Here is a 23,003-nt window from a genome sequence, read left to right as displayed (position 1 = left end):
ACAAAAAATGTATATTTGTGCATTATTAACCTATTTATTTTTATCACATGAAAAAAACAATTCTTCATTTTGCTGAAAGAATCCTGCCATTCATTTTCGCTTGGGTCACACTCCCGGCAAGTGCAGACAGTTACTCTTTCCGGTTAAAAAACCCTTCCGGATTCAAAAGGCATGAACTTGTGGAAATCCAGATGCCTCAAAGCTTTGAGCTAAACCGCAGTTCCTTAAAAGACGAAAAGGGCACCCCTGTCCCTTACGAGTCCTGTGGTAACAACCATATCCGTTTCTTGGCAGAAATAGACGTATGTTCCACCTTAGGCTACACCCTTTCCGAAGGCAACCCCACACAACCCCAGAAGTTGGCTTTTGTAGCCCAAATGCTCCCCGAAAGCCGGAATGACATCGCTTGGGAAAACAATTACAGTGCATACCGGATGTACAGCCATAAACTGCAGTCTTCGGAACCCGAGACGGCCAATGGCGTGGACTTATGGGGGAAAAAGACGGACGCGCCCATCATTGAGTCCATGTATTCACTTTCCAACTACCACAGCGAAAGCCAATTCGGGGTGGACGCTTATTCCGTGAACGGCAAGACATTGGGCGCAGGAGGGGTCGCAGCCTATGCAGATGGGAAACTTTGGCTCCACGATGCTTATGACGAATGTGAAATCATAGAAGACGGGCGACTTAAGTCTGAGTTCTTGCTCACATACAACCATGTGGAAGTCAACGGGAGGAGTTATAAAAAGACCCTGCGAATTACGACCTCGGCCAACGGTTTGCTCAACAAAGCCGTTGTCAAGTATGAAGGTGCCCCACAGGTTATGAAGTTGGCCGTAGGGATATTCACCCACCAAAACATGACGGGAGTAACCTCTGAAGGAAAGCGATTCACATCAATCCCCGGTGTAATCGGTTATGCTGAAAACCCGTCGGAAGGCACCGTGACATCTCCCAACGCACGCTTTTATGAAGGTGCCTATATACCCGGCACAACAGACCCGGCCTTCGAAACGGACGGCCACTTGGTGCAAACCATAGACTATACACCCGGTGATGAAGTCACCTTCTATTTCGGCGGAGGATGGAACATCTTCCCTGAAAACCTTTGGCCTACGGACGAAGATTGGTTCGAAGCCCTTGAGGAATTCAAGCAAAGCATCGAAAACCCGATAGTGGAAACCAGTATCACGCAACTACCCCGCAAGGACGACGTGGCCGACATCATACACAAAGTGAACCAATACTGGATGACCACCAATCCCACACACGGCAATTATTTTTGGAACCGTGCCGTCTACCATATCGGCAACATGGAGGCCTACCGTACCACAGGAGAGCCGACCTATCTGGATTTCTCCACGGCATGGGCCGAACACAACAATTGGAGCGGGCCGACGGGGGATGACCCAAGCAAATGGACCTACACGTACGGTGAAAACAATGTGCTTTTCGGCGACTGCCAAGCATGCTTCCAAGTGTATTCCGAACTATACGGTCTCACTCCGGATGAAAAGCGCATCGCACGGGCCAAACAAGTATTCGAATACCAAATGGGCACTGCTGCCAACGACTACCTATACTGGGTAGATGGCCTGTTCATGGTCATGCCGGCCATGAGCCACCTCTACCGCATCACCCAAGACGGGAAATACCTGGAAAAGATGCACGACTATTGGAGCTATGCCAACAGCATCATGTATGACGAAGAAACCGGTTTGTATTACCGGGATGCCAAATACGTCTATCCCGCGCATCAAACAAACTCCGGGAAAAAAGACTTCTGGGCACGGGGAGACGGATGGATATTCGCGGCCTTCGCCCGCGTTTTGGCCGACCTCCCCGAAAACCACCCGCATAGGAACGAATACCTGTCTTATTATCAAAAGATGGCACGCACCTTGGCCCTATGCCAAGAAAAAGAAGGCTATTGGACCCGCAGCCTGCTCGACCCTGCTTTTGCGCCCGGATATGAAACAAGCGGCACATCGCTCATCCTATATGGATTTCTGTGGGGCATAAATAGCGGCAACCTGAACGAAAAGGAATATGGATTGACCATTGAAAAAGCCTGGAATTATCTGAGCAAGACCGCGCTACAAGCAAACGGGAGGGTTGGTTATGTCCAACCCATCGGTGAAAAGGCCGACCCCGACCAAACCGTAAGCGAAAACTCCACCGGAGATTTCGGTGTAGGTGCCTACCTGATGGCCGCCTGCGAAATGTACCGTTATGCAACGGACAACCCAAGCCCGCGACCTTTACGTCTGGCCAACGCCCACATCACATCACCCATACAGATAATCCTCACATTCAACGAAGAAGTAGATGTGCAAACGGGAGCTTCCACCCAACATTACACCATCAACGGGAAACCGGCAGAAGCCTCTGTCAAAGTCAAAGGCAAAGAAGTCATCCTTTCGTTCACTACCCCCATACCATACGGACATCCGGAATTGAAAGTTTCCGGGCTTCGCGGAACAAACGGAGGAGTAATGGAAGAAGATGCCACACGCATATTGGTTCTCCCCGTCCCCCTCTACCCCAACCAATACATCGTATCGGTATCGGCTAGCGGAAGCCAAACCGGCAACCCCCATACGCAAGCCGTGGATAACGACCTCTCCACCCGGTGGAGCCAGGACGGCATCGGGGAATGGATTTGTTTCGACTTGGGAAGCCAGATTAACGTTTCGGGTATAGACCTGGCTTATTACCAAGGAAATACCAGATACAACTTTTTCGACATACAAGCCTCTACGGACGGCATTACATTCCAAAATGTAATGGAGGACGTGCAAACAAGCGGACAAACCAACGAATTGGAACGCTATACGTTTACTCCCGTCAAAGCCCGGTACATACGCATTTGGTGCAAAGGGAACTCTGCCGGAGGAGACCAATGGAACAGTATCACGGAAGCCCGCGTCATATCGGAAGAGGCACCGACGCAAACATTCTACGAAGGAGATGAGATTACACCGGAAGGGGCATGGTGTTGGTTTGCCGACCCACGGGCTTTGCACTATGAAAACGCTGACGGCAGCATCAACGCCACTTACGTAGGATACATCGACGTACATGGAAACATCAAAGCCATGCAATACGACTTCATCCGGAATGAACGCAAAGAAATACTCATCCGTTCCTGCTTCCAACCGGACGACCATGACAACCCCACATTCCTTGTCCTTCCGGACGAAAGAATCATGGTGTTCTACTCGCGGCATACGGACGAACCGTGCTTCTATTACCGCGTGTCACAAAAGAAAGGCGACCTGGCTACGTTGGGAGAGGAAAAAACCATAGCGACAGAAGCCAACACGACTTACCCCTCCCCGTTCTTCCTCAGCGAAGACCCGGAGCATTTCTATTTGTGCTGGCGAGGCATTAACTGGCATCCCACTATAGCACGCCTGTCACTTCCGGACAAGAATGACAATGTAAAGACAGACTGGGGACCCTACCAGATTGTCCAGTCCACGGGAGCACGCCCCTATGCCAAATACCATTCAAATGGCAAGGATAGAATCATGTTGGCTTACACCACAGGACATCCGGATAACGAGTATCCAAACTTTGTCTATTTCAACACCATCAACATCCACACGCTGCAACTCGAAGACGCGGCAGGCAACGTACTATCGACCATCCAAGACGGCCCTTTCCATGTGGACAAGACAAAGCAATACATAGAAAAATACTCGTCCACACTTGTAGATTACCCTACTGACAAACGAGATTGGCTGTGGCAAATTTCAGAAACGGAGAATGGAATGCCCGCCATCCTCCTGACACAAATCAGTAACGACAAATCCTCACACGATTATTATCATGCCGAATGGAACGGAACGAAGTGGGCCAAGACATTACTCGCCAATGGCGGCGGAAAATTCCACCAGACCCCCAATCTGGAATTGTGCTACAGCGCGGGAATGACCATGAATCCCGAAAATCCGCATGAAATTTATGCCTCCCTACCCATCGATGGCATGAACGGACGTAAATATGAAATAGTCAAAATGGAAATCAGCAAGGACGGAAGCATATCCAAAGAACAGGTAACATCCAACTCGGGCTATAACAACGTTCGCCCCTACTTCATACCGGGTTCGGAGAAATCACCTTTGCAACTGGCTTGGATGCACGGCAACTACTACGACTGGATTGTCAGTGCCTCCCAACCAGAAGGATATGCCACGGCCATCCACTGCGACTTCAAATGGGAATATGCCCAAACGGATTTGTCAGATGGTCTTGTCACCTATGAGACATTCGATGAGGTGGCAGACGGGAATACCTATAACGGGCAAAGCACGGCAATCGTAAAGTCCGGTGTCTTGCTTACCCATAAAGGAGAATACGCCAACATCCCCATGCCTACTCGGGATTTCACCCTGTCGCTCTCCCTCCAAATCTCACAATACCAGTATTACGGAGACATCGTGGCTTTTGGAAACCTGAGATACGGATTAGACAGCCTTACCATGAAACCTTACTTACGCATAGGGGCAGAAAGGTTCGACAGCCCAAACAAGTTAGCCACATCGGACGTATGGAGGGAACAAGGCAGAAGCACAAACGGAGTTTGGTATACCCCGTCAAAATTAGGTTTCTTCAATCTGACGCTCACTTATTCCGACGGTATCATCACCTCGTTCATCAACGGCCTGTTAGACCAACAGGTAGAAACTAACATCATTCCCGCAGAGGAAATGCTCATTGGAGGATTTGAAGGTTGGGTGGAAGACTACCATTATTACTCCCGTGCCCTCAACTCGGACGAAATAAAATTACTGTCCGCCAACAGTCGCCAGTATACCCTTTCGGATGAAGCACAAGCCGAGGAAGCACTAAACCAACTTATAGTCTCCCAAAAAGTCCACAGCGATATACCACTGGCCACCCAAACATTGGAGGGACAAAGCATCCAATGGACTTCGAGTAACGAGGAGATATTGTCGTCCACCGGAATCGTGACACTACCGTCCGAACCCACAGAAGTGACCCTGACAGCCAGAATCGGAAACTTAAACAAGAAATTCATCCTCACGGTTTATCCGCGCGACATCCTTGAAAACCTCATCCTGCATTACACATTTGCCCCACAGGACGTATACGAGGAAGACGGCACGAAGTTCCTAAAAGACCAAAGCGGACGTTTACACGACGCAGAAATAAAAGGATCCGCTGTCATCAACGGAACGTTGGACTTGACCCGCAACACTCCAAAGGGATTCTCTTCCAACGGTTACCTGATAGTACCGTCAAACATATTAGGAAATATGCGTAGCTACACATTCTTCTTGCGTGCCATTCCGAAGAACCTGAGTAGCCAACCACGTTTCTACGATTTTGGTTCGGATTCAGGTAACAGTATATTCGGACGCGCCAACAAACTTTCTGCCGGAGTCAAATACAATAACGGAACCACTGCAATGGTTAACGCAAACAAGCAATTACAAACGGAAACAGAAGCATGCGTAGCCTTTACTTACGATGCAGGAACACGAACGACCCGGATTTATTGGAACGGTGAAATTGTCGGTAACGGGACCAACATCATCCGTGAACCCTATGAAGTGGCCACCGTCGCATCCGATTTACGCAATTACATAGGACGTACGCAATGGTGGGATTCTTCTGTCGCAGCCGACAACGCTGACTTTTGCGGCCAAATAGACGATTTTTATATCTTTGACATCGCTCTGAATCCTGATGAGATTACAAAATTATACGAAAAAGTTACTTCTGTAGAAAGCATTTCCACAGAAGGACAGGACGTAAAGGCATGGAGACTATCCCAAAACGTATGCGAACCAGGGGCGGCCTTGAATATTTATTCCACGAATACCTCTAAAATCCATCTGGAAATATTCAACAGTAACGGGCAACTCATCCGACATATCCCGAACCTGACATCCGGCTCTTATTTCAATGCCCCTATGGAAAAAGGTATGTATTTCGTCCATATTACTCCAAGTCCAGACAAGAAACAGACAGAAAAACTCATTATCAAATAACGTTATCTAAGAGGATGTGTAAAAGGCACATCCTCTTTTTTTCGCTTTAACCACCCCTTTACATATAAAAAGCTTATATTTGTATGTTACTAACCAAAAGAGGAAAGTCCCATGAAAGAAAAAGAAATCATCAGCAAAGTCCGAATATACGACTACGAGGAACTAACGGATGCGGACCGAGAGTTAATAGACAAAGCCAAAGATGCCACACAAACCAGCTATGCACCTTTTTCAAAATTCTGTGTAGGAGCTGCGGCCCGGTTGTCCGATGGCACCATAGTCACAGGAAGCAACCAAGAAAACGCCGCCTTCCCGTCAAGCCTGTGCGCGGAACGTACCGCACTATTCTACGCCAACGCACGCTACCCGGAGAAAAGCGTGGAAGAACTGGCCATTGCGGCATACGCCCACGGGACTTTCCTGAAATCCCCCATCCCTCCTTGCGGAGCTTGCCGGCAAGTCATCCTTGGAGTGGAAGAACGGTACGGTCGCCCCATACGCATCCTGCTGTTCGGAGAAGAGGGCACTTACGTGGTCGACTCCATCAAAGCCCTGCTCCCGTTGCAGTTTACGGGAGAAACCATGAACGAATAAAATATTTTTCGTACCTTTGCGCCGTATTACAAACCAAGACATATATAATAAGGTATATAGAGTATGATTAGCGTATCGAATCTTGCCATCCAGTTCGGGAAAAGAGTCCTGTACAAGGATGTAAACATGAAGTTCACCAATGGAAACATTTACGGGGTCATCGGGGCTAACGGAGCCGGAAAGTCCACGTTGCTGAAAGCCATCTCCGGAGAATTGGAACCGACAAAAGGCAGCGTGGAACTAGGACCGGGCGAAAGGCTCTCCGTACTTAGCCAGGACCACTTCCAATATGACGAATGTACCGTACTGAACACCGTGCTGATGGGACACACCATATTGTGGGACATCATGCAACAACGCGATGCGCTTTATTCCAAAGCTGATTTTTCGGACGAAGACGGCATCAAAGTGGCCGAACTGGAAGAAAAGTTCGCGGAAATGGGCGGATACAATGCCGAAAGCGATGCTGCGGCCTTGTTGAGCGGACTGGGTATCAAAGAAGACAAGCATTACGCACTGATGGGCGAACTGAGCGGTAAGGAAAAGGTACGTGTCATGTTGGCAAAAGCCCTCTTCGGCGAACCGGACAACCTGCTGTTGGACGAGCCGACCAACGACCTCGACCTCGACACGGTGCAATGGCTTGAATCCTATCTTTCCGATTTCGAACATACGGTATTGGTTGTAAGCCACGACCGCCATTTTCTGGATGCAGTTTGTACACATACAGTGGATATTGATTTCGGCAAAGTAACGATGTTTGCAGGCAATTATAGTTTCTGGTACGAATCCAGTCAGTTAGCTCTGCGGCAAGCTCAAAACCAAAAAGCCAAGGCCGAAGAAAAGAAACGGGAATTGGAAGAATTCATCCGGCGTTTTTCAGCCAACGTAGCTAAAAGCAAGCAGACCACCAGTCGGAAAAAGATGTTGGAAAAACTAAATGTAGAGGAAATCCGCCCCTCTACCCGCAAATACCCGGGCATCATTTTCCAGATGGAACGCGAGCCAGGCAACCAAATCCTTGAGGTGAAAGGGTTACGCGCCACGACGGATGACGGAACCGTGCTTTTCAACGACGTGAACTTTACCGTAGAGAAAGGAGATAAAATTGTCTTTCTGAGCCGTGACCCTCGTGCCATGACAGCTTTTTTTGAAATCATCAACGGTAACCGTAAAGCACAAGGAGGCGACTACAAGTGGGGAGTAACCATCACTACGGCATATTTGCCTCTCGACAACACCCGCTTCTTCGAAAGCGACTTGAACCTTGTGGATTGGCTGAGCCAGTTCGGTGAAGGCAACGAAGTTTATTTCAAGAGCTTCCTCGGAAGAATGCTGTTCTCGGGAGAGGAGGTCCTGAAGAAAGTCAACGTGCTTTCAGGAGGAGAGAAGATGCGCTGCATGATAGCCCGCATGCAGCTGAAAAACGCCAACTGCCTCGTTTTGGACACTCCGACAAACCATCTGGATTTGGAGAGCATCCAGGCTTTCAACAACAACCTGAAACTGTTCAAAGGCAACATCTTGTTCTCCAGCCATGACCACGAGTTCATCGAAACCGTAGCCAACCGCATCATCGAGCTCACCCCCAACGGCATTATCGACAAGATGATGGAATACGACGAGTACATTGCCAGCGACCACATCAAGGAGCTTAAAACAAGAATGTACGGGGATTAAAAATATTTTTGAGAAACAAAAGCCGAATGGCAAACTATTTGTAGGGTATTTAGCGACTAAATACCCTTTTAAAATATTGCATCATGGAAAAAAATAAAGATATGAACGAAGAAGAGCTGAAAGCCCAACAAGAGGAAACTTTGGATAATGTAGCAACCACACAACAAGACGAAGGCGACAAAACTGAAGAACAACCTGCAAAGGAAATGTCTGTGGAAGATAAATTGGCTGCTGCAGAAACCAAAGTGGCAGAACTGCAAGACAAATACCTGCGTCAGGTTGCCGAATTTGACAATTACCGCAAACGTACCATCAAAGAAAAAGCTGAATTGATTTTAAACGGGGCGGAAAAAACAATTACGGCCATACTGCCTGTATTGGACGACATGGAACGTGCATTGAAGAATATGGACAAGATGGAAGACGTGGCTGCCGTAAAAGAAGGGGTTGACCTGATATTCCAAAAATTCGTAAAAGTCTTAGGCGAACAAGGGGTCAAGAAAATAGAGACCGAAAATGCCGATTTCAACACGGATTTGCATGAGGCTATCGCCCAAGTACCGGCTCCTTCGGATGAAATGAAAGGTAAAATCATCGACTGTGTCAAAACAGGCTATACTTTAAATGAAAAGGTGATTCGCCACTCTCAAGTGGCCGTAGGACTTTAAACCTCAATAAAATATGGCGAAACGTGACTATTATGAAGTGCTAGGCGTTTCAAAAAACGCCTCGGACGACGAGATAAAAAGGGCTTATAAGAAAATGGCTATCAAATATCATCCCGATCGTAATCCGGATGATAAGGAAGCCGAAGCTAAATTTAAAGAAGCTGCAGAAGCATACGACGTGCTCCGCGACCCGCAAAAACGTGCCCGTTACGACCAGTTCGGGCCAGAAGGCGTAAATGGTGCCGGCGGATTTGGCGGTGGTGGTATGAACATGGATGATATCTTCTCTATGTTTGGTGACATATTCGGAGGCCATGGCGGATTTGGTGGCTTCGGTGGAGGCGGCAGAACCCGGAAACCCCAATACAGAGGAGGGGATCTTCGCCTCAAAGTAAGAATGACGCTCCAGGAAATATCCACAGGAGTAACCAAAAAATTCAAGGTCAAAAAGAAAGTGGCCTGCCCTCATTGCCACGGAAGCGGAGCCGAGGGTAGCGGCGCGACCGAGACATGCCCGACATGCCATGGTAACGGCTTTGTCGTGAAAACCCAACAAAGCATTTTCGGCATGATGCAAACACAAGCTGTTTGCCCTACATGTGGAGGAGAAGGAACTATTATAAAGAATAAATGCAAAGAATGTGGAGGGGAAGGCATCGTCAACGGCGAAGAAGTCATTGAAGTGAAAATTCCCGCAGGCGTAGGAGACGGCATGGTCGTCACCGTCACGGGAAAAGGCCATGCAGCCCGACGTAACGGAGTCCCGGGAGACATTCAGGTCTATATCGAAGAAGAGCCGCACAAGGAACTCTTACGGGAAGACAATAATCTGATATACAATTTGCTCTTGGATGTCCCCACTGCAGCATTGGGCGGCGATGCGGAAATCCCTACCATCGACGGAAAGGTAAAAATCAAAATAGAACCGGGCACACAACCGGGCAAGGTGGTACGCTTGAGAGGCAAGGGGTTGCCTGCCGTACAAGGTTACGGATACGGCACAGGAGACCTTATCGTAAATATCAGTGTGTATATTCCGGAAGCTTTGAGCAAAGACGAAAAGAAGACGTTGGAAGAGATGAAGAAGAGTGATAACTTCGCTCCGAATCCATCCATTAAAGAAAAGATATTCAGAAAGTTCAAAAGCTATTTTGAATAAAAGCTATAAATAAGGAGATGACGTATAAAGAAGCCACGACATATTTGTTTAACAGTGTACCCATGTTCCAAAATGTAGGAGGAACTGCTTACAAAGAAGGTCTAAGCAACACCTTGTTGCTAGATGAGCATTTTGGTCACCCCCACCGTAAATTCAAAACCATCCACGTGGGGGGCACTAACGGCAAGGGGTCGTGCAGCCATACATTGGCAGCCATACTCCAAACCGCAGGTTACAAAGTGGGGCTTTATACGTCACCTCACCTGACCGATTTCAGAGAGCGCATACGGGTAAACGGACAAATGATACCGGAATGCGAAGTGGTTTCTTTTGTCGAAGACGAACGCTCTTTCTTCGAACCTCTGCACCCTTCTTTCTTTGAATTGACAACGGCTTTGGCTTTTAAATATTTTGCAAAAGCCGAAGTGGATGTCGCCGTTATCGAAGTGGGCATGGGAGGACGCTTGGATTGTACCAACATCATAACTCCGGATTTGTCCGTCATTACCAATATCAGCTTTGACCATGTACAATTTTTGGGAAACACCCTTGCGAAAATTGCCGGGGAGAAAGCAGGAATCATCAAGCCCGGAGTTCCAGTGGTCATCGGAGAGACTACCGAGGAAACGAAAAAGGTTTTCAAGGATAAATCATTGGAGATGAATGCACCAATAAGATTTGCAGAAGAAGAGCATGAAATCATCTCCTCCCGTCCGGAAGGCAATACACGTGTTTACGAGACTCTTCATTACGGAAGTTTTATAGGCGAACTGGGAGGACTCTGCCAAGAAAAGAACACGGCAACCATACTTGCAGCTATTGACGAACTACGAAAAGCCGGTTATATTATCGCGCAAGAACACATTGAACTCGGCTTCGGACACGTCTGCAAACTTACCGGTTTACGAGGTCGTTGGCAGCAACTCGGAACGCGCCCCACTGTAATCTGTGACACTGGACATAATACAGGGGGGATAAGTTATATCGCCGAACAACTGGAATGCGTCCAAGCCGATAAACTCCACATTATAATAGGTATGGTGAATGACAAAGATATTCATTCCGTCCTACAACAACTTCCCAAATGTGCCATCTATTATTTCACAAAAGCAAGCGTCAAACGGGCACTTAACGAACACACACTCCAAACACTCGCCCAAGAAGCCGGATTAAGGGGAACTTCCTGGCCCGACGTACGGTCTGCCTTTCAGGCGGCACGGCAATCTTCTACGGAAAAGGATTTGATTTTCGTAGGAGGCAGCACGTTCGTTGTTGCCGACTTTTTAGCCTTTTATCACCCCGAACAAGCATAATCTGCAAATCTTCTCATTTCTGCATCATCTTTTTCCCCGAAATCTTTTGCAATAAGAAAGTTTTTTTCTTATTTTGCATAACGATAATTTAACTTTAAATCATTAGTCTGATGAGTTTAAAAAATATTAGTGGTCTTAAAAGAGAAGATTTTCAAGCAGAAGTTCAGGGCAAACAAACAGATTTGTTTATCCTGAGAAACAATAAGGGTTGTGAAGTAGCCATTACAAACTACGGAGGAGCATTGGTTGCCATCATGGTTCCTGACCGCGACGGAAAAATGGCAAATGTCATTCAAGGGCATGACAACATCCAGGAGGTTATCAGTAGCCCGGAGCCATTCCTCAGTACGCTGATAGGCCGTTATGGTAATCGTATCTGTAAGGGTAAATTCACGTTAGAAGGGAAAGAGTATTCATTGACGGTTAATAACGGGCCGAATAGCCTTCACGGCGGTCCGACCGGATGCCATGCCCGGGTTTGGGATGCCCGACAGACGGACGAGCGTACCTTACTTTTACATTATACATTCGCAGATAATGAAGAAGGTTTTCCTGGAAAATTAGACATGGATGTCACTTATTCGTTCACCAACGACAATGAATTGATCATCGAATACAAAGGGACAACCGACAAAACAACCATCGTCAATATGACTAATCACGGGTTCTTCAGTTTGGCCGGTATTGCCAACCCCACTCCAACTATTGAAAAACTGCAATGTCAGATTAATGCTGATTATTTCATTCCTATTGACAACACCTCTATTCCTACGGGAGAAATCAAACCTGTAAAAGGCACTCCTTTTGATTTTACGACCTCGCGTGAAATCGGCGAACGCATAGATGCCGATGACGAACAGACGCAGAATGGCGCCGGTTACGACCATTGCTTCGTCCTCAACAAGAGAGAAGTAGGCGAACTGAGTTTTGCAGCTAAAATATACGAGCCTGTTTCCGGCCGTACAATGGAAGTTTATACCACCGAACCTGGAGTTCAAGTATACACGGATAATTGGGCTGACGGATACAAGGGACAATTGGGAGCAACATTCCCGCGTCGAAGCGCAATTTGCTTTGAAGCCCAACATTTCCCCGATTCTCCCAATCGCCCCTACTTTCCGTCTGTAGTTCTAAAACAGGGAGAAACTTATACCCAAACCACAATCTATAAATTCGGTACTGAAAAATAAGTGAAACTATAATAGAAAAACAAATCTTAAAAAAACAAATTATCAAATGACTCAAAAAACGCAACCGAACTACACGTTCGCCCTCACGGTGGTCATTATCGTTTGCTTCCTTATCGGTTTCGTAACGACAATGAACAATTCTATGATTGGATTCTGCAAGACCGTATTCAACCTGACAGAAGCACAGGGACAACTCGTTAATTCCGCATTTTATGGAGCTTATGCCTTGTCAATTCCCTTTGCTCTTATGATGAACAAGATTGGTTATAAGATGACATTGGTTCTTGGTTTGGCCGTTGTCGGATTGGGATTCGTAATCAATTACTTTGGTATCTCAACGAATTTGGATGCCACCCAGACGACCATCTATAATATTTTCTTGGCTAGCATGTGTTGTGTGGCATTGGGTATCGTCATGTTGCAACTCGTTGCGAATCCGTACGTCATGGTGTTAGGCGCACCCGAGAAAGGGGCATTCCGTATGACGTTAAGCCAGGCCCTAAATTCTGTAGCCACGACATTGGCTCCGATGTTTATTACCTACTTTATTATTGCAGGCAAATCGGAAGATCAATTAAGCGGAAACGATGTGACCGTTCCTTTCTTGGGATTGGGTATCTTTACTTTCCTGCTTTGCATCATTCTTTACTTCTTGAAACTTCCGGAAATCAAAGAAGAAGAGCAAGCTGCCGACAATGGTGACACACGAGAATACAAATCGAGCGTGTTCAAGTACCCCCACGTATGGTTTGGTGCTTTTGCCATCTTTATGTATATGGGATTGGAAATCGGTATTCCCTCCATGTTGTCTGCTTATTTCGACAGCAAGCCTGATTTGGGCGGCAAAGCCGAAGATTTCCTGCCCTTGTACTGGGGTGGTATGATGGTTGGACGTTTCATCGGTGCCGGTGTGTTAAGCAAATACCAACCACGCCATTTGTTGACGGTTTGCCTTCTCGGAGGTGCGGCATGCGTCGGCATTTCATTCGTTCTTCCGGGGATGGCGGCCGTATACGCCATGTTGGCAGCCGGCTTGTTCCACTCTGTAATGTGGCCGCTCATCTTCAACCTCGGTTTGCAGGAATTGGGACCACATACAAAAGCAGCTAGCGGTATCATTAACATGGGTGTAATAGGTGCGGCCACACTGCCGTTGTTGATGGGTGTCGTAGTGGACCATACAGGTGTAGGAATGGCAATCTGCATGATGTTTATCTACTACCTCTATGTTATTTGGTTCTGTTGGAAAGGTTCTAAGGTAGGACTTAAAGGATAAGAAAAATCTCTTTTTATTAACCTCATAAAATAAATGGATTATGAAATTGACAATAGATGATGTAAGAAGCCGTTTCATTGAACATTTTGATGGAACAACCGGTTCTGTATATGCTTCTCCGGGTCGTATCAACCTCATCGGTGAACACACTGATTATAATGACGGATTTGTATTCCCCGGTGCTGTTCAACAAGGTATGATAGCTGAAATAAAAGTAAACGGGACAAGAAATGTACGTGCCTACTCTATCGACTTGAAAGATTACGTGGAGTTTTCTTTAGACGATGAAAAGGGACCAAAAGCAAGTTGGGCTCGCTACATTTTCGGCGTGTGCCGGGAAATGATGGCATTGGGTGTTCCTGTGGAAGGTTTTAACACAGCATTCGCTGGCGATGTTCCTCTCGGCGCAGGAATGTCTTCTTCTGCTGCATTGGAAAGCGTATATGCTTTTGCACTCAACGATATGTTCGGCGAAAACAAAATAGACAAAATGACATTGGCTAAAGTAGGACAGGCTACAGAACATAAATATTTGGGATGCAATTGCGGTATCATGGACCAATTCGCTTCTGTTCACGGTAAAGCAGGTAGTTTGATGCGTTTGGATTGCCGTAGCGGTGAGTTTGAATACTTCCCGTTCGACCCGAAAGGCTATAAATTGGTATTGGTAAACTCTTGCGTAAAGCACGAACTTGTAGGTTCCCCCTATAATGACCGCCGCAGAAGTTGCGAAAACGTAGCTGCCACCATCAACAAGCATCACCCAGAGGTAAAAAGTTTACGCGATGCAGACTATGCCATGTTGGACGAAGTGAAGAACGAAGTATCAGCTGAAGATTTCATGCGAGCTAAATATGTCATTGGCGAGAAAGAACGTGTCTTGGCTGTTTGTGACGCTTTGGAGAAAGGCGACTACGAAACCGTAGGACAGAAAATGTACGAAACCCATTACGGCCTGAGCAAAGAATACGAAGTTTCCTGCCCGGAATTGGACTTTCTGAATGATATAGCAAAAGAAGAAGGGGTAACTGGTTCTCGTATTATGGGAGGAGGGTTCGGAGGTTGTACTATCAACCTTGTAAGTGATGAACTTTATGACAACTTCGTAAAAGTAGCCAAATCGAAATTCAAAGAAAAATTCGGCAAAGAACCGGTCATTATTGATGTAGTCATCGGAGACGGATCCAGAAAACTCTGCTAAAAACAAAATCTTAGCATCTTATTTATGTAGAAAAAGGGAATCATTATAATGTAGTGGTTCCCTTTTTATTAACGCAACCCACAACTGAATAAAATGGTGTCTTATCTATCTTATTTTTCTACAGTTGTACGGTTTTTAATAAACTATAACATAGAAAAAAGAATAAAAAGAAGTGTAAGGCATACACCTTATGCCCAAAAACATCTATATTTGCAATAGAAATACGAGATAAAGTCGTAACTTTACATTCAATTTAAATCTTTTAATTCATTCACCATGAAAAAAGAAAGAAATGCAATCTTAGGTGTAGGACTTATCACAGTTCTTTTGGCTTCATGTAGCCAACAACCTCAAAGTAATTTAACCGTTTCAGGACTTGATCCGCAGAATTTCGTAGCCGACGTAAAAGGCAAACCGACAAGTTTGTACACTCTTAAAAATTCCAATGGAATGGAAGTTTGTATCACAAACTTTGGCGGGCGGATTGTATCTATTATGGTACCAGACAAAAATGATTCTTTACGCGATGTCGTGTTAGGTTTCGACAGTATAGCCGATTACATTAACAAGCCCAGTGATTTCGGGGCCGCAATAGGTCGCTATGCCAATCGAATAAACAAAGGCAGAATCGTTATTGATGGGGATTCTATTCAATTGCCCACCAATAATTTTGGCCATTGTCTGCATGGAGGGCCTCAAGGATGGCAATATCAAGTGTATGAGGGAAAGCAATTGAACGATACGACACTGGCTATGACGATGTATTCTCCTGACGGGGACCAAAACTTCCCAGGAGCTGTAACTGCAACGGTGACCTATACCCTAAGCGGTGATAATGCCTTGGACATTAAATACGATGCAACCACAGATAAGAAGACCGTCATCAATATGACCAACCATTCTTATTTCAACTTATCAGGCAATCCGTCTCAACCAGCTACCGATCATATTTTATATATCAATGCGGACAACTATACTCCTGTAGACAGTACATATATGACTACGGGCGAAATCGTTACAGTAAAAGAAACTCCAATGGATTTTACTACTCCGAAAGCCGTAGGACAGGATATAGACAAATTTGATTTTATCCAACTGAAAAACGGCAACGGTTATGACCATAATTGGGTATTGAACACCCAAGGAGATATCAACCAATTAGCAGCAAAACTAACTTCGCCGACAAGCGGCATCTCATTAGAAGTTTATACGAATGAACCCGGCATTCAAGTCTACAGCGGAAACTTCTTGGATGGTACATTAAGCGGAAAGAAAGGAATCGTATACAACCAGCGTGCTTCCGTTTGCCTCGAAACCCAGCACTACCCCGATAGCCCGAATAAACCGGAATGGCCTTCGGTAATATTGGAGCCGGGACAGGCTTATCACAGCGAATGTATTTTCAAATTCACCGTGGAGAAATAATCATCATTAACTATATCATCAAACAAAAACAAAAACATGAATTGGAATTCAAGTGAATTTATATGGCTTGACTGGTTGGTTCTCGCCATCGGAGTCATAGCGATTGTATGGGCTGTCTACCGTTCCATCAAAAAAGACAAAGAGAAAATGCAAGGGGCCGACAGCCAAGATTACCTTTTCGGAAAGGGCGAACCTTGGTACATCATCGGTGCGGCTATTTTTGCAGCCAATATAGGTTCCGAACACCTTGTCGGTCTGGCCGGCACAGGAGCCAAAGACGGTGTAGGCATGGCCCATTGGGAAATGCAAGGATGGATGATTCTGATATTAGGTTGGTTGTTCGTTCCATTCTATCAATTGTTGAATAACAAAATGGGAAAGATTATCACGATGCCGGACTTCCTGAAATTCCGCTATACCCAACGTACAGGTTCGTGGCTGTCCATCATCACACTGATTGCCTACGTGTTGACCAAAGTCTCCGTCACTGCGTTTACCGGTGGTATCTTCTTTGAGTATCTCCTCGGCCTTCCGTTCTGGTACGGTGCGATTGGCCTTATCGCAATCACTGCCGTATTCACGGTATTTGGCGGAATGAAAGGAGTAATGACTTTATCCGCCATCCAGACCCCGATTCTCATTATCGGTTCTTTCTTGGTTCTGTTCCTCGGTTTGAACATGTTGGGTGACGGTAGCATCACTGAAGGATGGTCTCAAATGATGGCCGTATGCAATGCAGCCCATGACGGGTTCGGAACAACCCACATGTTCCACACCGATCCCGCTGACCCCATGTATCCGCAATTCCCCGGTTATGTGGTCTTCCTCGGTGCGTCAATCATCGGTTTTTGGTATTGGTGTACAGACCAGCATATTGTACAACGTGTACTCGGACAAACCAAAGGTGAAGATAACGGCAAAGTCATGGCACGTGCGCGCCGTGGTACAATTGCGGCCGGTTATTTCAAACTCCTTCCGGTTTTCATGTTCCTCATTCCCGGCATGGTGGCTTTTGCACTTTCCCAAAAAGCCGGCAGTGGTATTGTCATGGATATCACTAACACCCATGACACCGATGGTGCTTTTGCCATGATGGTAAAAAACATTCTCCCGGCTGGAATTAAAGGTATTGTGACTATCGGTTTTATCTGTGCACTCGTAGCTTCCTTGGCCGCATTCTTCAATAGCTGTGCCACTTTGTTTACAGAGGATTTCTACAAGCCTATGAAAAAAGGAAAGAGTGAAAGTCATTATGTATTGGTAGGACGTGTGGCTACAGTTGTGGTCGTATTGCTCGGATTGGCATGGATGCCCATCATGATGAACATGGGTAACTTATACTCATACCTTCAAGATATCCAATCCTTGATTGCCCCAGCCATGGTTGCCGTATTCACCCTTGGTATATTCTCCAAGAGAATCACTCCGAAAGCGGGTGAATGGGGTCTGATTGGCGGTTTCCTGATTGGTATGGTACGTTTGCTCACCAACGTCATTACCGACTCTGGAAAAGCTGTCATGGACGGCGCATTTTGGGAATATACCAGTTGGTTCTGGCAGACCAATTGGCTCATCTTCGAGGTCTGGCTGCTCGTATTCATCATCATTCTGATGTACATTGTATCAATGTTCACAGCGAAACCATCTGCCGAGCAGATTGCTGCAATCACCTTTACAGGCAATTATAAGAAGACCATCCGTGAAAGTTGGAACGTTTGGGATGTCATAGCCTCTTTAGGTGTCATCATACTCTGTGCCTTATTCTATGCATATTTCTGGTAACACAAATATAGATAATGACCACCTATTATAATATAAACCCTCGATTCTACGTTTCCGTAGATTGCATCATATTCGGCTTTGACAAGGGCAGTTTAAAACTGCTCTTGCTCAAGCGGAATTTCGAACCGGCAAAGGGTAGTTGGTCCTTAATGGGTGGATTCGTGCAAGACGGAGAAAGCGTAGACGATGCAGCCAAAAGAGTCTTGGCAGAACTGACAGGACTTGAAAACGTATATATGGAACAGGTCGGAACTTTTGGAGAAGTAGACCGTGACCCGGGAGAAAGAGTAATATCCGTGGCATATTATGCATTAATCAACATCAATGAATATGACCGGAATCTGGTACAGCAGCATAATGCGCATTGGGCGGAAATCAACGAAATTCCACCACTTGTTTTCGACCATTCCCAAATGGTAAATCAAGCCAGAATCATGTTGCAAAAGAAAGCCTCTTCCGAACCTATCGGTTTCAACCTTTTGCCAAGTATGTTCACTCTGTTCCAATTGCAAAGTTTGTACGAAGCTATCTATGGGGAGCCTTTTGATAAACGGAATTTCCGCAAACGGGTTGCAGACTTGAACTATATCGAAAAAACAGATAAAATTGATAAAACAGGGTCGAAACGGGGAGCTGCTTTATATAAGTTCAACGAAAACGCTTACCGTAAAGCCCCTAAATTTAAATTATGAACTATGTTAGAAGAACTCAAAGAAAAGGTATATCAAGCCAATCTTGATTTAGTAAAACAAGGTTTGGTTATCTTCACATGGGGGAATGTATCAGGCATCGACCGTGAAAAGGGACTCGTAGTCATCAAACCGAGCGGCGTGGACTACGATACAATGAAGGCCTCGGACATGGTTGTGGTAGATTTGGAAAGCGGCAAGGTGGTAGAAGGAGAATTGAATCCTTCATCCGACACACCGACACATCTTGTCCTCTACAAAGCTTTCCCGAACATTCAAGGAGTAGTCCACACCCACTCCACTTATGCTACCGCATGGGCTCAGGCCGGCAAAGACATTCCTAATATCGGGACGACACATGCCGACTATTTCCACGAAGCTATCCCCTGCACCTCCGACATGACAAAGGCAGAAGTAGAAGGACAATACGAATTGGAAACCGGCAATGTTATCGTTAAACGGTTTGAAGGAATCAACCCCGACCACACACCAGGTGTATTGGTAAAGAATCACGGTCCGTTCAGTTGGGGTACGAGTCCGGCCAATGCCGTTTACAATGCCAAGGTGATGGAGCAGTGTGCCAAAATGGCTTTCGTATCCTTTATGGTAAACCCTGAAACCACAATGAATCCACTGCTCATCGAGAAGCATTATAACCGTAAACACGGACCGAACGCCTACTACGGACAGAAAAAGAAATAAACAAAGTATATTAACTAACAAATCTCTAACAATTTAAAATTTTTATCATGAACGCATTTGATCAATATGAAGTATGGTTTGTTACGGGAGCACAGCTTCTGTACGGTGGTGACGCAGTAGTGGCAGTCGACGGTCACTCCACTCAAATGGTTAACGGTTTGAATGCCTCCGGCAAACTTCCCGTTAAAGTAGTCTATAAAGGAACGGCCAATTCTTCCAAAGAAGTGGAAGCCGTATTCAAAGCAGCCAACAATGACGAGAAGTGCATTGGCGTAATCACCTGGATGCACACATTCTCACCGGCTAAGATGTGGATACACGGTTTGCAGCAGTTAAAGAAACCGTTGCTCCATCTCCACACGCAGTTCAACAAAGAGATACCTTGGGATACCATGGATATGGACTTTATGAACCTGAACCAATCTGCCCACGGTGACCGCGAATTCGGGCATATCTGTACCCGTATGCGTATCCGCCGTAAAGTAGTCGTAGGTTATTGGCAAGACGAGGATACCCAACACAAGATTGCCGTATGGATGCGTGTTTGTGCCGCATGGGCTGATGCACAAGACATGTTGATTATCCGTTTCGGCGACCAGATGAACAATGTAGCCGTAACAGACGGGGATAAAGTCGAGGCCGAACAACGCATGGGCTATCATGTAGACTACTGTCCGGTTAGCGAACTGATGCAATACCATGCAGAAGTAAAAGATGCCGATGTGGAAGCTTTAGTGAAAACCTATTTTAATGAATACGATCACGATGCCACATTGGAAGACAAGACCACTGAAGCTTATCAAAAGGTGTGGAACTCAGCTAAGGCTGAACTCGCCCTGCGAGCCATCTTGAAAGCCAAAGGAGCCAAAGGTTTCACAACCAACTTCGATGACTTGGGACAAACAGACGGCAGCCATTTCGACCAAATCCCCGGCTTAGCTTCACAACGTTTGATGGCCGATGGTTATGGTTTCGGTGCCGAAGGCGACTGGAAGTCTGCCGCTCTCTACCGTACAGTATGGGTAATGAACCAAGGTCTGCCTACAGGTTGTTCATTCTTGGAGGATTACACGTTGAATTTCAATGGAGAGAACAGTTCTATCCTGCAAGCTCACATGTTGGAAGTTTGCCCGCTCATCGCAGCAAAGAAACCGCGTCTGGAAGTACATTTCCTTGGTATCGGTATCCGCAAGAGCCAGACAGCCCGTTTGGTCTTCACTTCAAAAGTAGGCAAAGGCTGCACTGCCACGGTCGTTGATTTGGGCAACCGTTTCCGCCTCATTGTAAACGATGTGGAATGTATCGAACCGAAACCTCTGCCTAAGCTCCCTGTGGCTTCCGCATTATGGAAACCCATGCCGAACTTCGAAATCGGTGCAGGTGCCTGGATTTTGGCCGGTGGAACACACCATTCTTGCTTCTCATACGACTTGACAGCCGAATATTGGGAAGACTATGCCGAAATTTCCGGTATCGAAATGGTACACATCAACAAAGACACGACTATCAGCGAGTTCAAGAAGGAACTCCGCATGAACGAAGTGTATTATATGCTGAACAAAGCACTTTGCTAATAGCATACCGGCAAAGGATTTAAAATTAAAAGTGCTCGGCGAGCTATCGTTTGCAGCACTTTTAATTTATTCATTTATTATTGTTATACTTTAATTTATAGGGTTAAATATGAAAACAGATGCTAAGTCAACCATCGAAACCGGAAAAGCTATCCTGGGTATAGAATTCGGTTCTACACGAATCAAGGCGGTCCTGATTGATCCTGAGAACCACCCCATCGCCCAAGGAAGTCATACTTGGGAAAACCAGTTGGTAGATGGCCTTTGGACATACAGTATAGAAGAAATATGGTATGGACTGCAAGATTGCTATGCCGATCTCCGTGCCAATGTAAAAAAGCAATATGACACAGAAATAGAGACCTTGGCAGCCATTGGCGTCAGCGCTATGATGCACGGCTACATGGCATTCGACAAGAATGAAGAGATTCTGGTCCCTTTCCGTACATGGAGAAACACGAACACCGGGCAAGCCGCTGCAGCTCTATCCGAGCTTTTTGTCTACAACATCCCTCTCAGATGGAGCATCTCTCATTTATATCAAGCCATACTGAACAACGAAAAGCATGTCAACGAAATAGATTTCCTGACTACGCTTGCGGGTTACGTACATTGGCAACTTACGGGTGAAAAGGTATTGGGCATTGGCGATGCATCCGGCATGCTTCCCATCGACCCGGCCACCAAGAACTATTCGGCTGAAATGGTGGCCAAGTTTGACAAACTGGTTGCCCCCAAAGGATATGGTTGGAAACTGGAAAATATTCTCCCCAAGGTATTGAATGCCGGCGAAAATGCCGGCCTGCTCACTCCTGAAGGAGTCAAGAGGCTGGACGTATCCGGCAATTTGAAAGCAGGCATACCGCTTTGTCCCCCGGAAGGTGACGCCGGAACCGGTATGGTGGCCACGAATGCAGTCAAACAACGTACCGGAAATGTTTCGGCCGGAACTTCTTCGTTCTCCATGATCGTACTGGAAAAGGAATTGTCCAAACCTTACGAGATGATAGACATGGTAACCACGCCGGACGGAAGCCTCGTCGCCATGGTACACTGCAACAACTGTACTTCCGACCTCAACGCATGGGTCAACCTTTTCAAGGAGTTCCAAGAACTTCAGGGCCAGCCCGTCGATATGGACGACATATACGGCAAGCTTTACAACCACGCACTCACAGGCCATCCGGATTGCGGTGGACTCGTATCCTACAATTATTTCTCTGGCGAACCTGTTACCGGACTTGCCGAAGGCAGACCTTTATTTGTCCGCTCCGCCAATGACAAATTCAACTTGGCCAACTTTATGAGGGCACACTTATATGCTTCTGTCGGTGTTCTTAAGATTGGTAACGACATCCTTTTCAACGAAGAAAAAATCAGAGTGGACCGGATTACCGGCCACGGGGGCTTGTTCCGTACCAAGGGAGTAGGCCAACGGGTTTTGGCAGCAGCCATCAACTCTCCGATATCTGTCATGGAAACAGCCGGAGAAGGCGGTGCATGGGGAATCGCCCTGTTGGGTTCCTACCTTGTAAACAACGAAAAGAAACAATCACTGGCTGACTTCTTGGACGAACATGTCTTTGCCGGTGATGCAGGCATAGAGGTTTCACCCACAGCAGAGGACGTGGAAGGCTTCAACAAATATATTGAAAACTATAAGGCCGGACTGCCCATTGAAGAAGCAGCCGTCCGGTTCAAAAGATAAATATTCGGAAGAAAAC

General features: G+C 46.3%; 15 protein-coding genes. All 15 read left to right on the top strand.

Translation table 11 applies throughout. The annotated features are described in order from the left end of the window. Positions 1 to 179: 179 nt before the first annotated feature. The 15 genes from AC5RDV_RS01935 to AC5RDV_RS01865 all read left to right on the top strand — a co-directional run bounded on the left by AC5RDV_RS01935 (position 180) and on the right by AC5RDV_RS01865 (position 22,987). Entirely contained in the window at positions 180 to 6,026 is a 5,847-nt protein-coding gene (locus tag AC5RDV_RS01935) for a glycoside hydrolase family 88 protein (RefSeq protein ID WP_494222135.1), read from the top strand. A 111-nt stretch (positions 6,027 to 6,137) separates the two neighbouring features. Then, positions 6,138 to 6,620 carry a cytidine deaminase gene (locus tag AC5RDV_RS01930; protein ID WP_008624036.1) on the top strand — a complete coding sequence of 161 codons (483 nt, stop codon included), beginning with the start codon at positions 6,138 to 6,140 and terminating at the stop codon, positions 6,618 to 6,620. A 63-nt stretch (positions 6,621 to 6,683) separates the two neighbouring features. Continuing rightward, a complete protein-coding gene (locus tag AC5RDV_RS01925; protein WP_008624038.1) occupies positions 6,684 to 8,300 on the top strand; it encodes an ABC-F family ATP-binding cassette domain-containing protein in 1,617 nt (538 codons plus the stop codon). A gap of 83 nt (positions 8,301 to 8,383) precedes the next feature. After that, positions 8,384 to 8,968: a nucleotide exchange factor GrpE gene (locus AC5RDV_RS01920; protein WP_008624041.1), complete on the top strand. Its 585-nt coding sequence runs from the start codon at positions 8,384 to 8,386 to the stop codon at positions 8,966 to 8,968. Positions 8,969 to 8,981: 13 nt separating this feature from the next. Continuing rightward, positions 8,982 to 10,127: a molecular chaperone DnaJ gene (dnaJ, locus tag AC5RDV_RS01915; protein ID WP_130892773.1), complete on the top strand. Its 1,146-nt coding sequence runs from the start codon at positions 8,982 to 8,984 to the stop codon at positions 10,125 to 10,127. Positions 10,128 to 10,144: 17 nt separating this feature from the next. Beyond that, positions 10,145 to 11,440, top strand: coding sequence for a bifunctional folylpolyglutamate synthase/dihydrofolate synthase (locus AC5RDV_RS01910; RefSeq protein ID WP_282747668.1), 1,296 nt, complete (start codon positions 10,145 to 10,147; stop codon positions 11,438 to 11,440). A gap of 110 nt (positions 11,441 to 11,550) precedes the next feature. Further along, a complete protein-coding gene (locus tag AC5RDV_RS01905) occupies positions 11,551 to 12,630 on the top strand; it encodes an aldose epimerase family protein (RefSeq protein ID WP_282747667.1) in 1,080 nt (359 codons plus the stop codon). A 46-nt stretch (positions 12,631 to 12,676) separates the two neighbouring features. After that, positions 12,677 to 13,906, top strand: coding sequence for a glucose/galactose MFS transporter (gene gluP, locus AC5RDV_RS01900; RefSeq protein ID WP_282747666.1), 1,230 nt, complete (start codon positions 12,677 to 12,679; stop codon positions 13,904 to 13,906). A gap of 46 nt (positions 13,907 to 13,952) precedes the next feature. Next, on the top strand, positions 13,953 to 15,107 hold the full coding sequence (galK, locus tag AC5RDV_RS01895) for a galactokinase (RefSeq protein ID WP_172604745.1): 1,155 nt from the start codon (positions 13,953 to 13,955) through the stop codon (positions 15,105 to 15,107). Positions 15,108 to 15,383: 276 nt separating this feature from the next. Further along, a complete protein-coding gene (locus AC5RDV_RS01890) occupies positions 15,384 to 16,532 on the top strand; it encodes an aldose epimerase family protein (RefSeq protein ID WP_282747665.1) in 1,149 nt (382 codons plus the stop codon). 36 nt (positions 16,533 to 16,568) lie between these two features. Then, positions 16,569 to 18,314: a sodium:solute symporter gene (locus tag AC5RDV_RS01885; protein ID WP_276787174.1), complete on the top strand. Its 1,746-nt coding sequence runs from the start codon at positions 16,569 to 16,571 to the stop codon at positions 18,312 to 18,314. A gap of 14 nt (positions 18,315 to 18,328) precedes the next feature. Then, a complete protein-coding gene (locus AC5RDV_RS01880; protein WP_008624061.1) occupies positions 18,329 to 19,006 on the top strand; it encodes an NUDIX hydrolase in 678 nt (225 codons plus the stop codon). 3 nt (positions 19,007 to 19,009) lie between these two features. Further along, positions 19,010 to 19,705, top strand: a complete 696-nt coding sequence (locus AC5RDV_RS01875) for an L-ribulose-5-phosphate 4-epimerase (RefSeq protein WP_008624062.1) — start codon at positions 19,010 to 19,012, stop codon at positions 19,703 to 19,705. Between the two features lie 47 nt (positions 19,706 to 19,752). Next, positions 19,753 to 21,279 carry an L-arabinose isomerase gene (gene araA / locus AC5RDV_RS01870; RefSeq protein ID WP_008624063.1) on the top strand — a complete coding sequence of 509 codons (1,527 nt, stop codon included), beginning with the start codon at positions 19,753 to 19,755 and terminating at the stop codon, positions 21,277 to 21,279. 109 nt (positions 21,280 to 21,388) lie between these two features. Next, positions 21,389 to 22,987: a xylulokinase gene (locus tag AC5RDV_RS01865; protein ID WP_008624064.1), complete on the top strand. Its 1,599-nt coding sequence runs from the start codon at positions 21,389 to 21,391 to the stop codon at positions 22,985 to 22,987. Positions 22,988 to 23,003: the final 16 nt, after the last annotated feature.

The sequence above is a fragment of the Paraprevotella sp. genome (assembly GCF_986071375.1).
The sequence above is the reverse complement of the archived record's forward strand: the minus strand, read 5'-3'. Positions and strand labels throughout refer to the sequence as shown.

Excerpts from the sequence above, each read along its gene's own strand:
- dnaJ (WP_130892773.1), top strand. The coding sequence starts at position 8,982 with ATGGCGAAACGTGACTATTATGAAGTGCTAGGCGTTTCAAAAAACGCC.
- araA (WP_008624063.1), top strand. The coding sequence starts at position 19,753 with ATGAACGCATTTGATCAATATGAAGTATGGTTTGTTACGGGAGCACAG.
- AC5RDV_RS01865 (WP_008624064.1), top strand. The coding sequence starts at position 21,389 with ATGAAAACAGATGCTAAGTCAACCATCGAAACCGGAAAAGCTATCCTG.
- AC5RDV_RS01890 (WP_282747665.1), top strand. The coding sequence starts at position 15,384 with ATGAAAAAAGAAAGAAATGCAATCTTAGGTGTAGGACTTATCACAGTT.
- gluP (WP_282747666.1), top strand. The coding sequence starts at position 12,677 with ATGACTCAAAAAACGCAACCGAACTACACGTTCGCCCTCACGGTGGTC.
- AC5RDV_RS01875 (WP_008624062.1), top strand. The coding sequence starts at position 19,010 with ATGTTAGAAGAACTCAAAGAAAAGGTATATCAAGCCAATCTTGATTTA.
- AC5RDV_RS01925 (WP_008624038.1), top strand. The coding sequence starts at position 6,684 with ATGATTAGCGTATCGAATCTTGCCATCCAGTTCGGGAAAAGAGTCCTG.
- AC5RDV_RS01905 (WP_282747667.1), top strand. The coding sequence starts at position 11,551 with ATGAGTTTAAAAAATATTAGTGGTCTTAAAAGAGAAGATTTTCAAGCA.
- AC5RDV_RS01910 (WP_282747668.1), top strand. The coding sequence starts at position 10,145 with ATGACGTATAAAGAAGCCACGACATATTTGTTTAACAGTGTACCCATG.
- AC5RDV_RS01920 (WP_008624041.1), top strand. The coding sequence starts at position 8,384 with ATGGAAAAAAATAAAGATATGAACGAAGAAGAGCTGAAAGCCCAACAA.
- AC5RDV_RS01880 (WP_008624061.1), top strand. The coding sequence starts at position 18,329 with ATGACCACCTATTATAATATAAACCCTCGATTCTACGTTTCCGTAGAT.
- AC5RDV_RS01930 (WP_008624036.1), top strand. The coding sequence starts at position 6,138 with ATGAAAGAAAAAGAAATCATCAGCAAAGTCCGAATATACGACTACGAG.
- AC5RDV_RS01885 (WP_276787174.1), top strand. The coding sequence starts at position 16,569 with ATGAATTGGAATTCAAGTGAATTTATATGGCTTGACTGGTTGGTTCTC.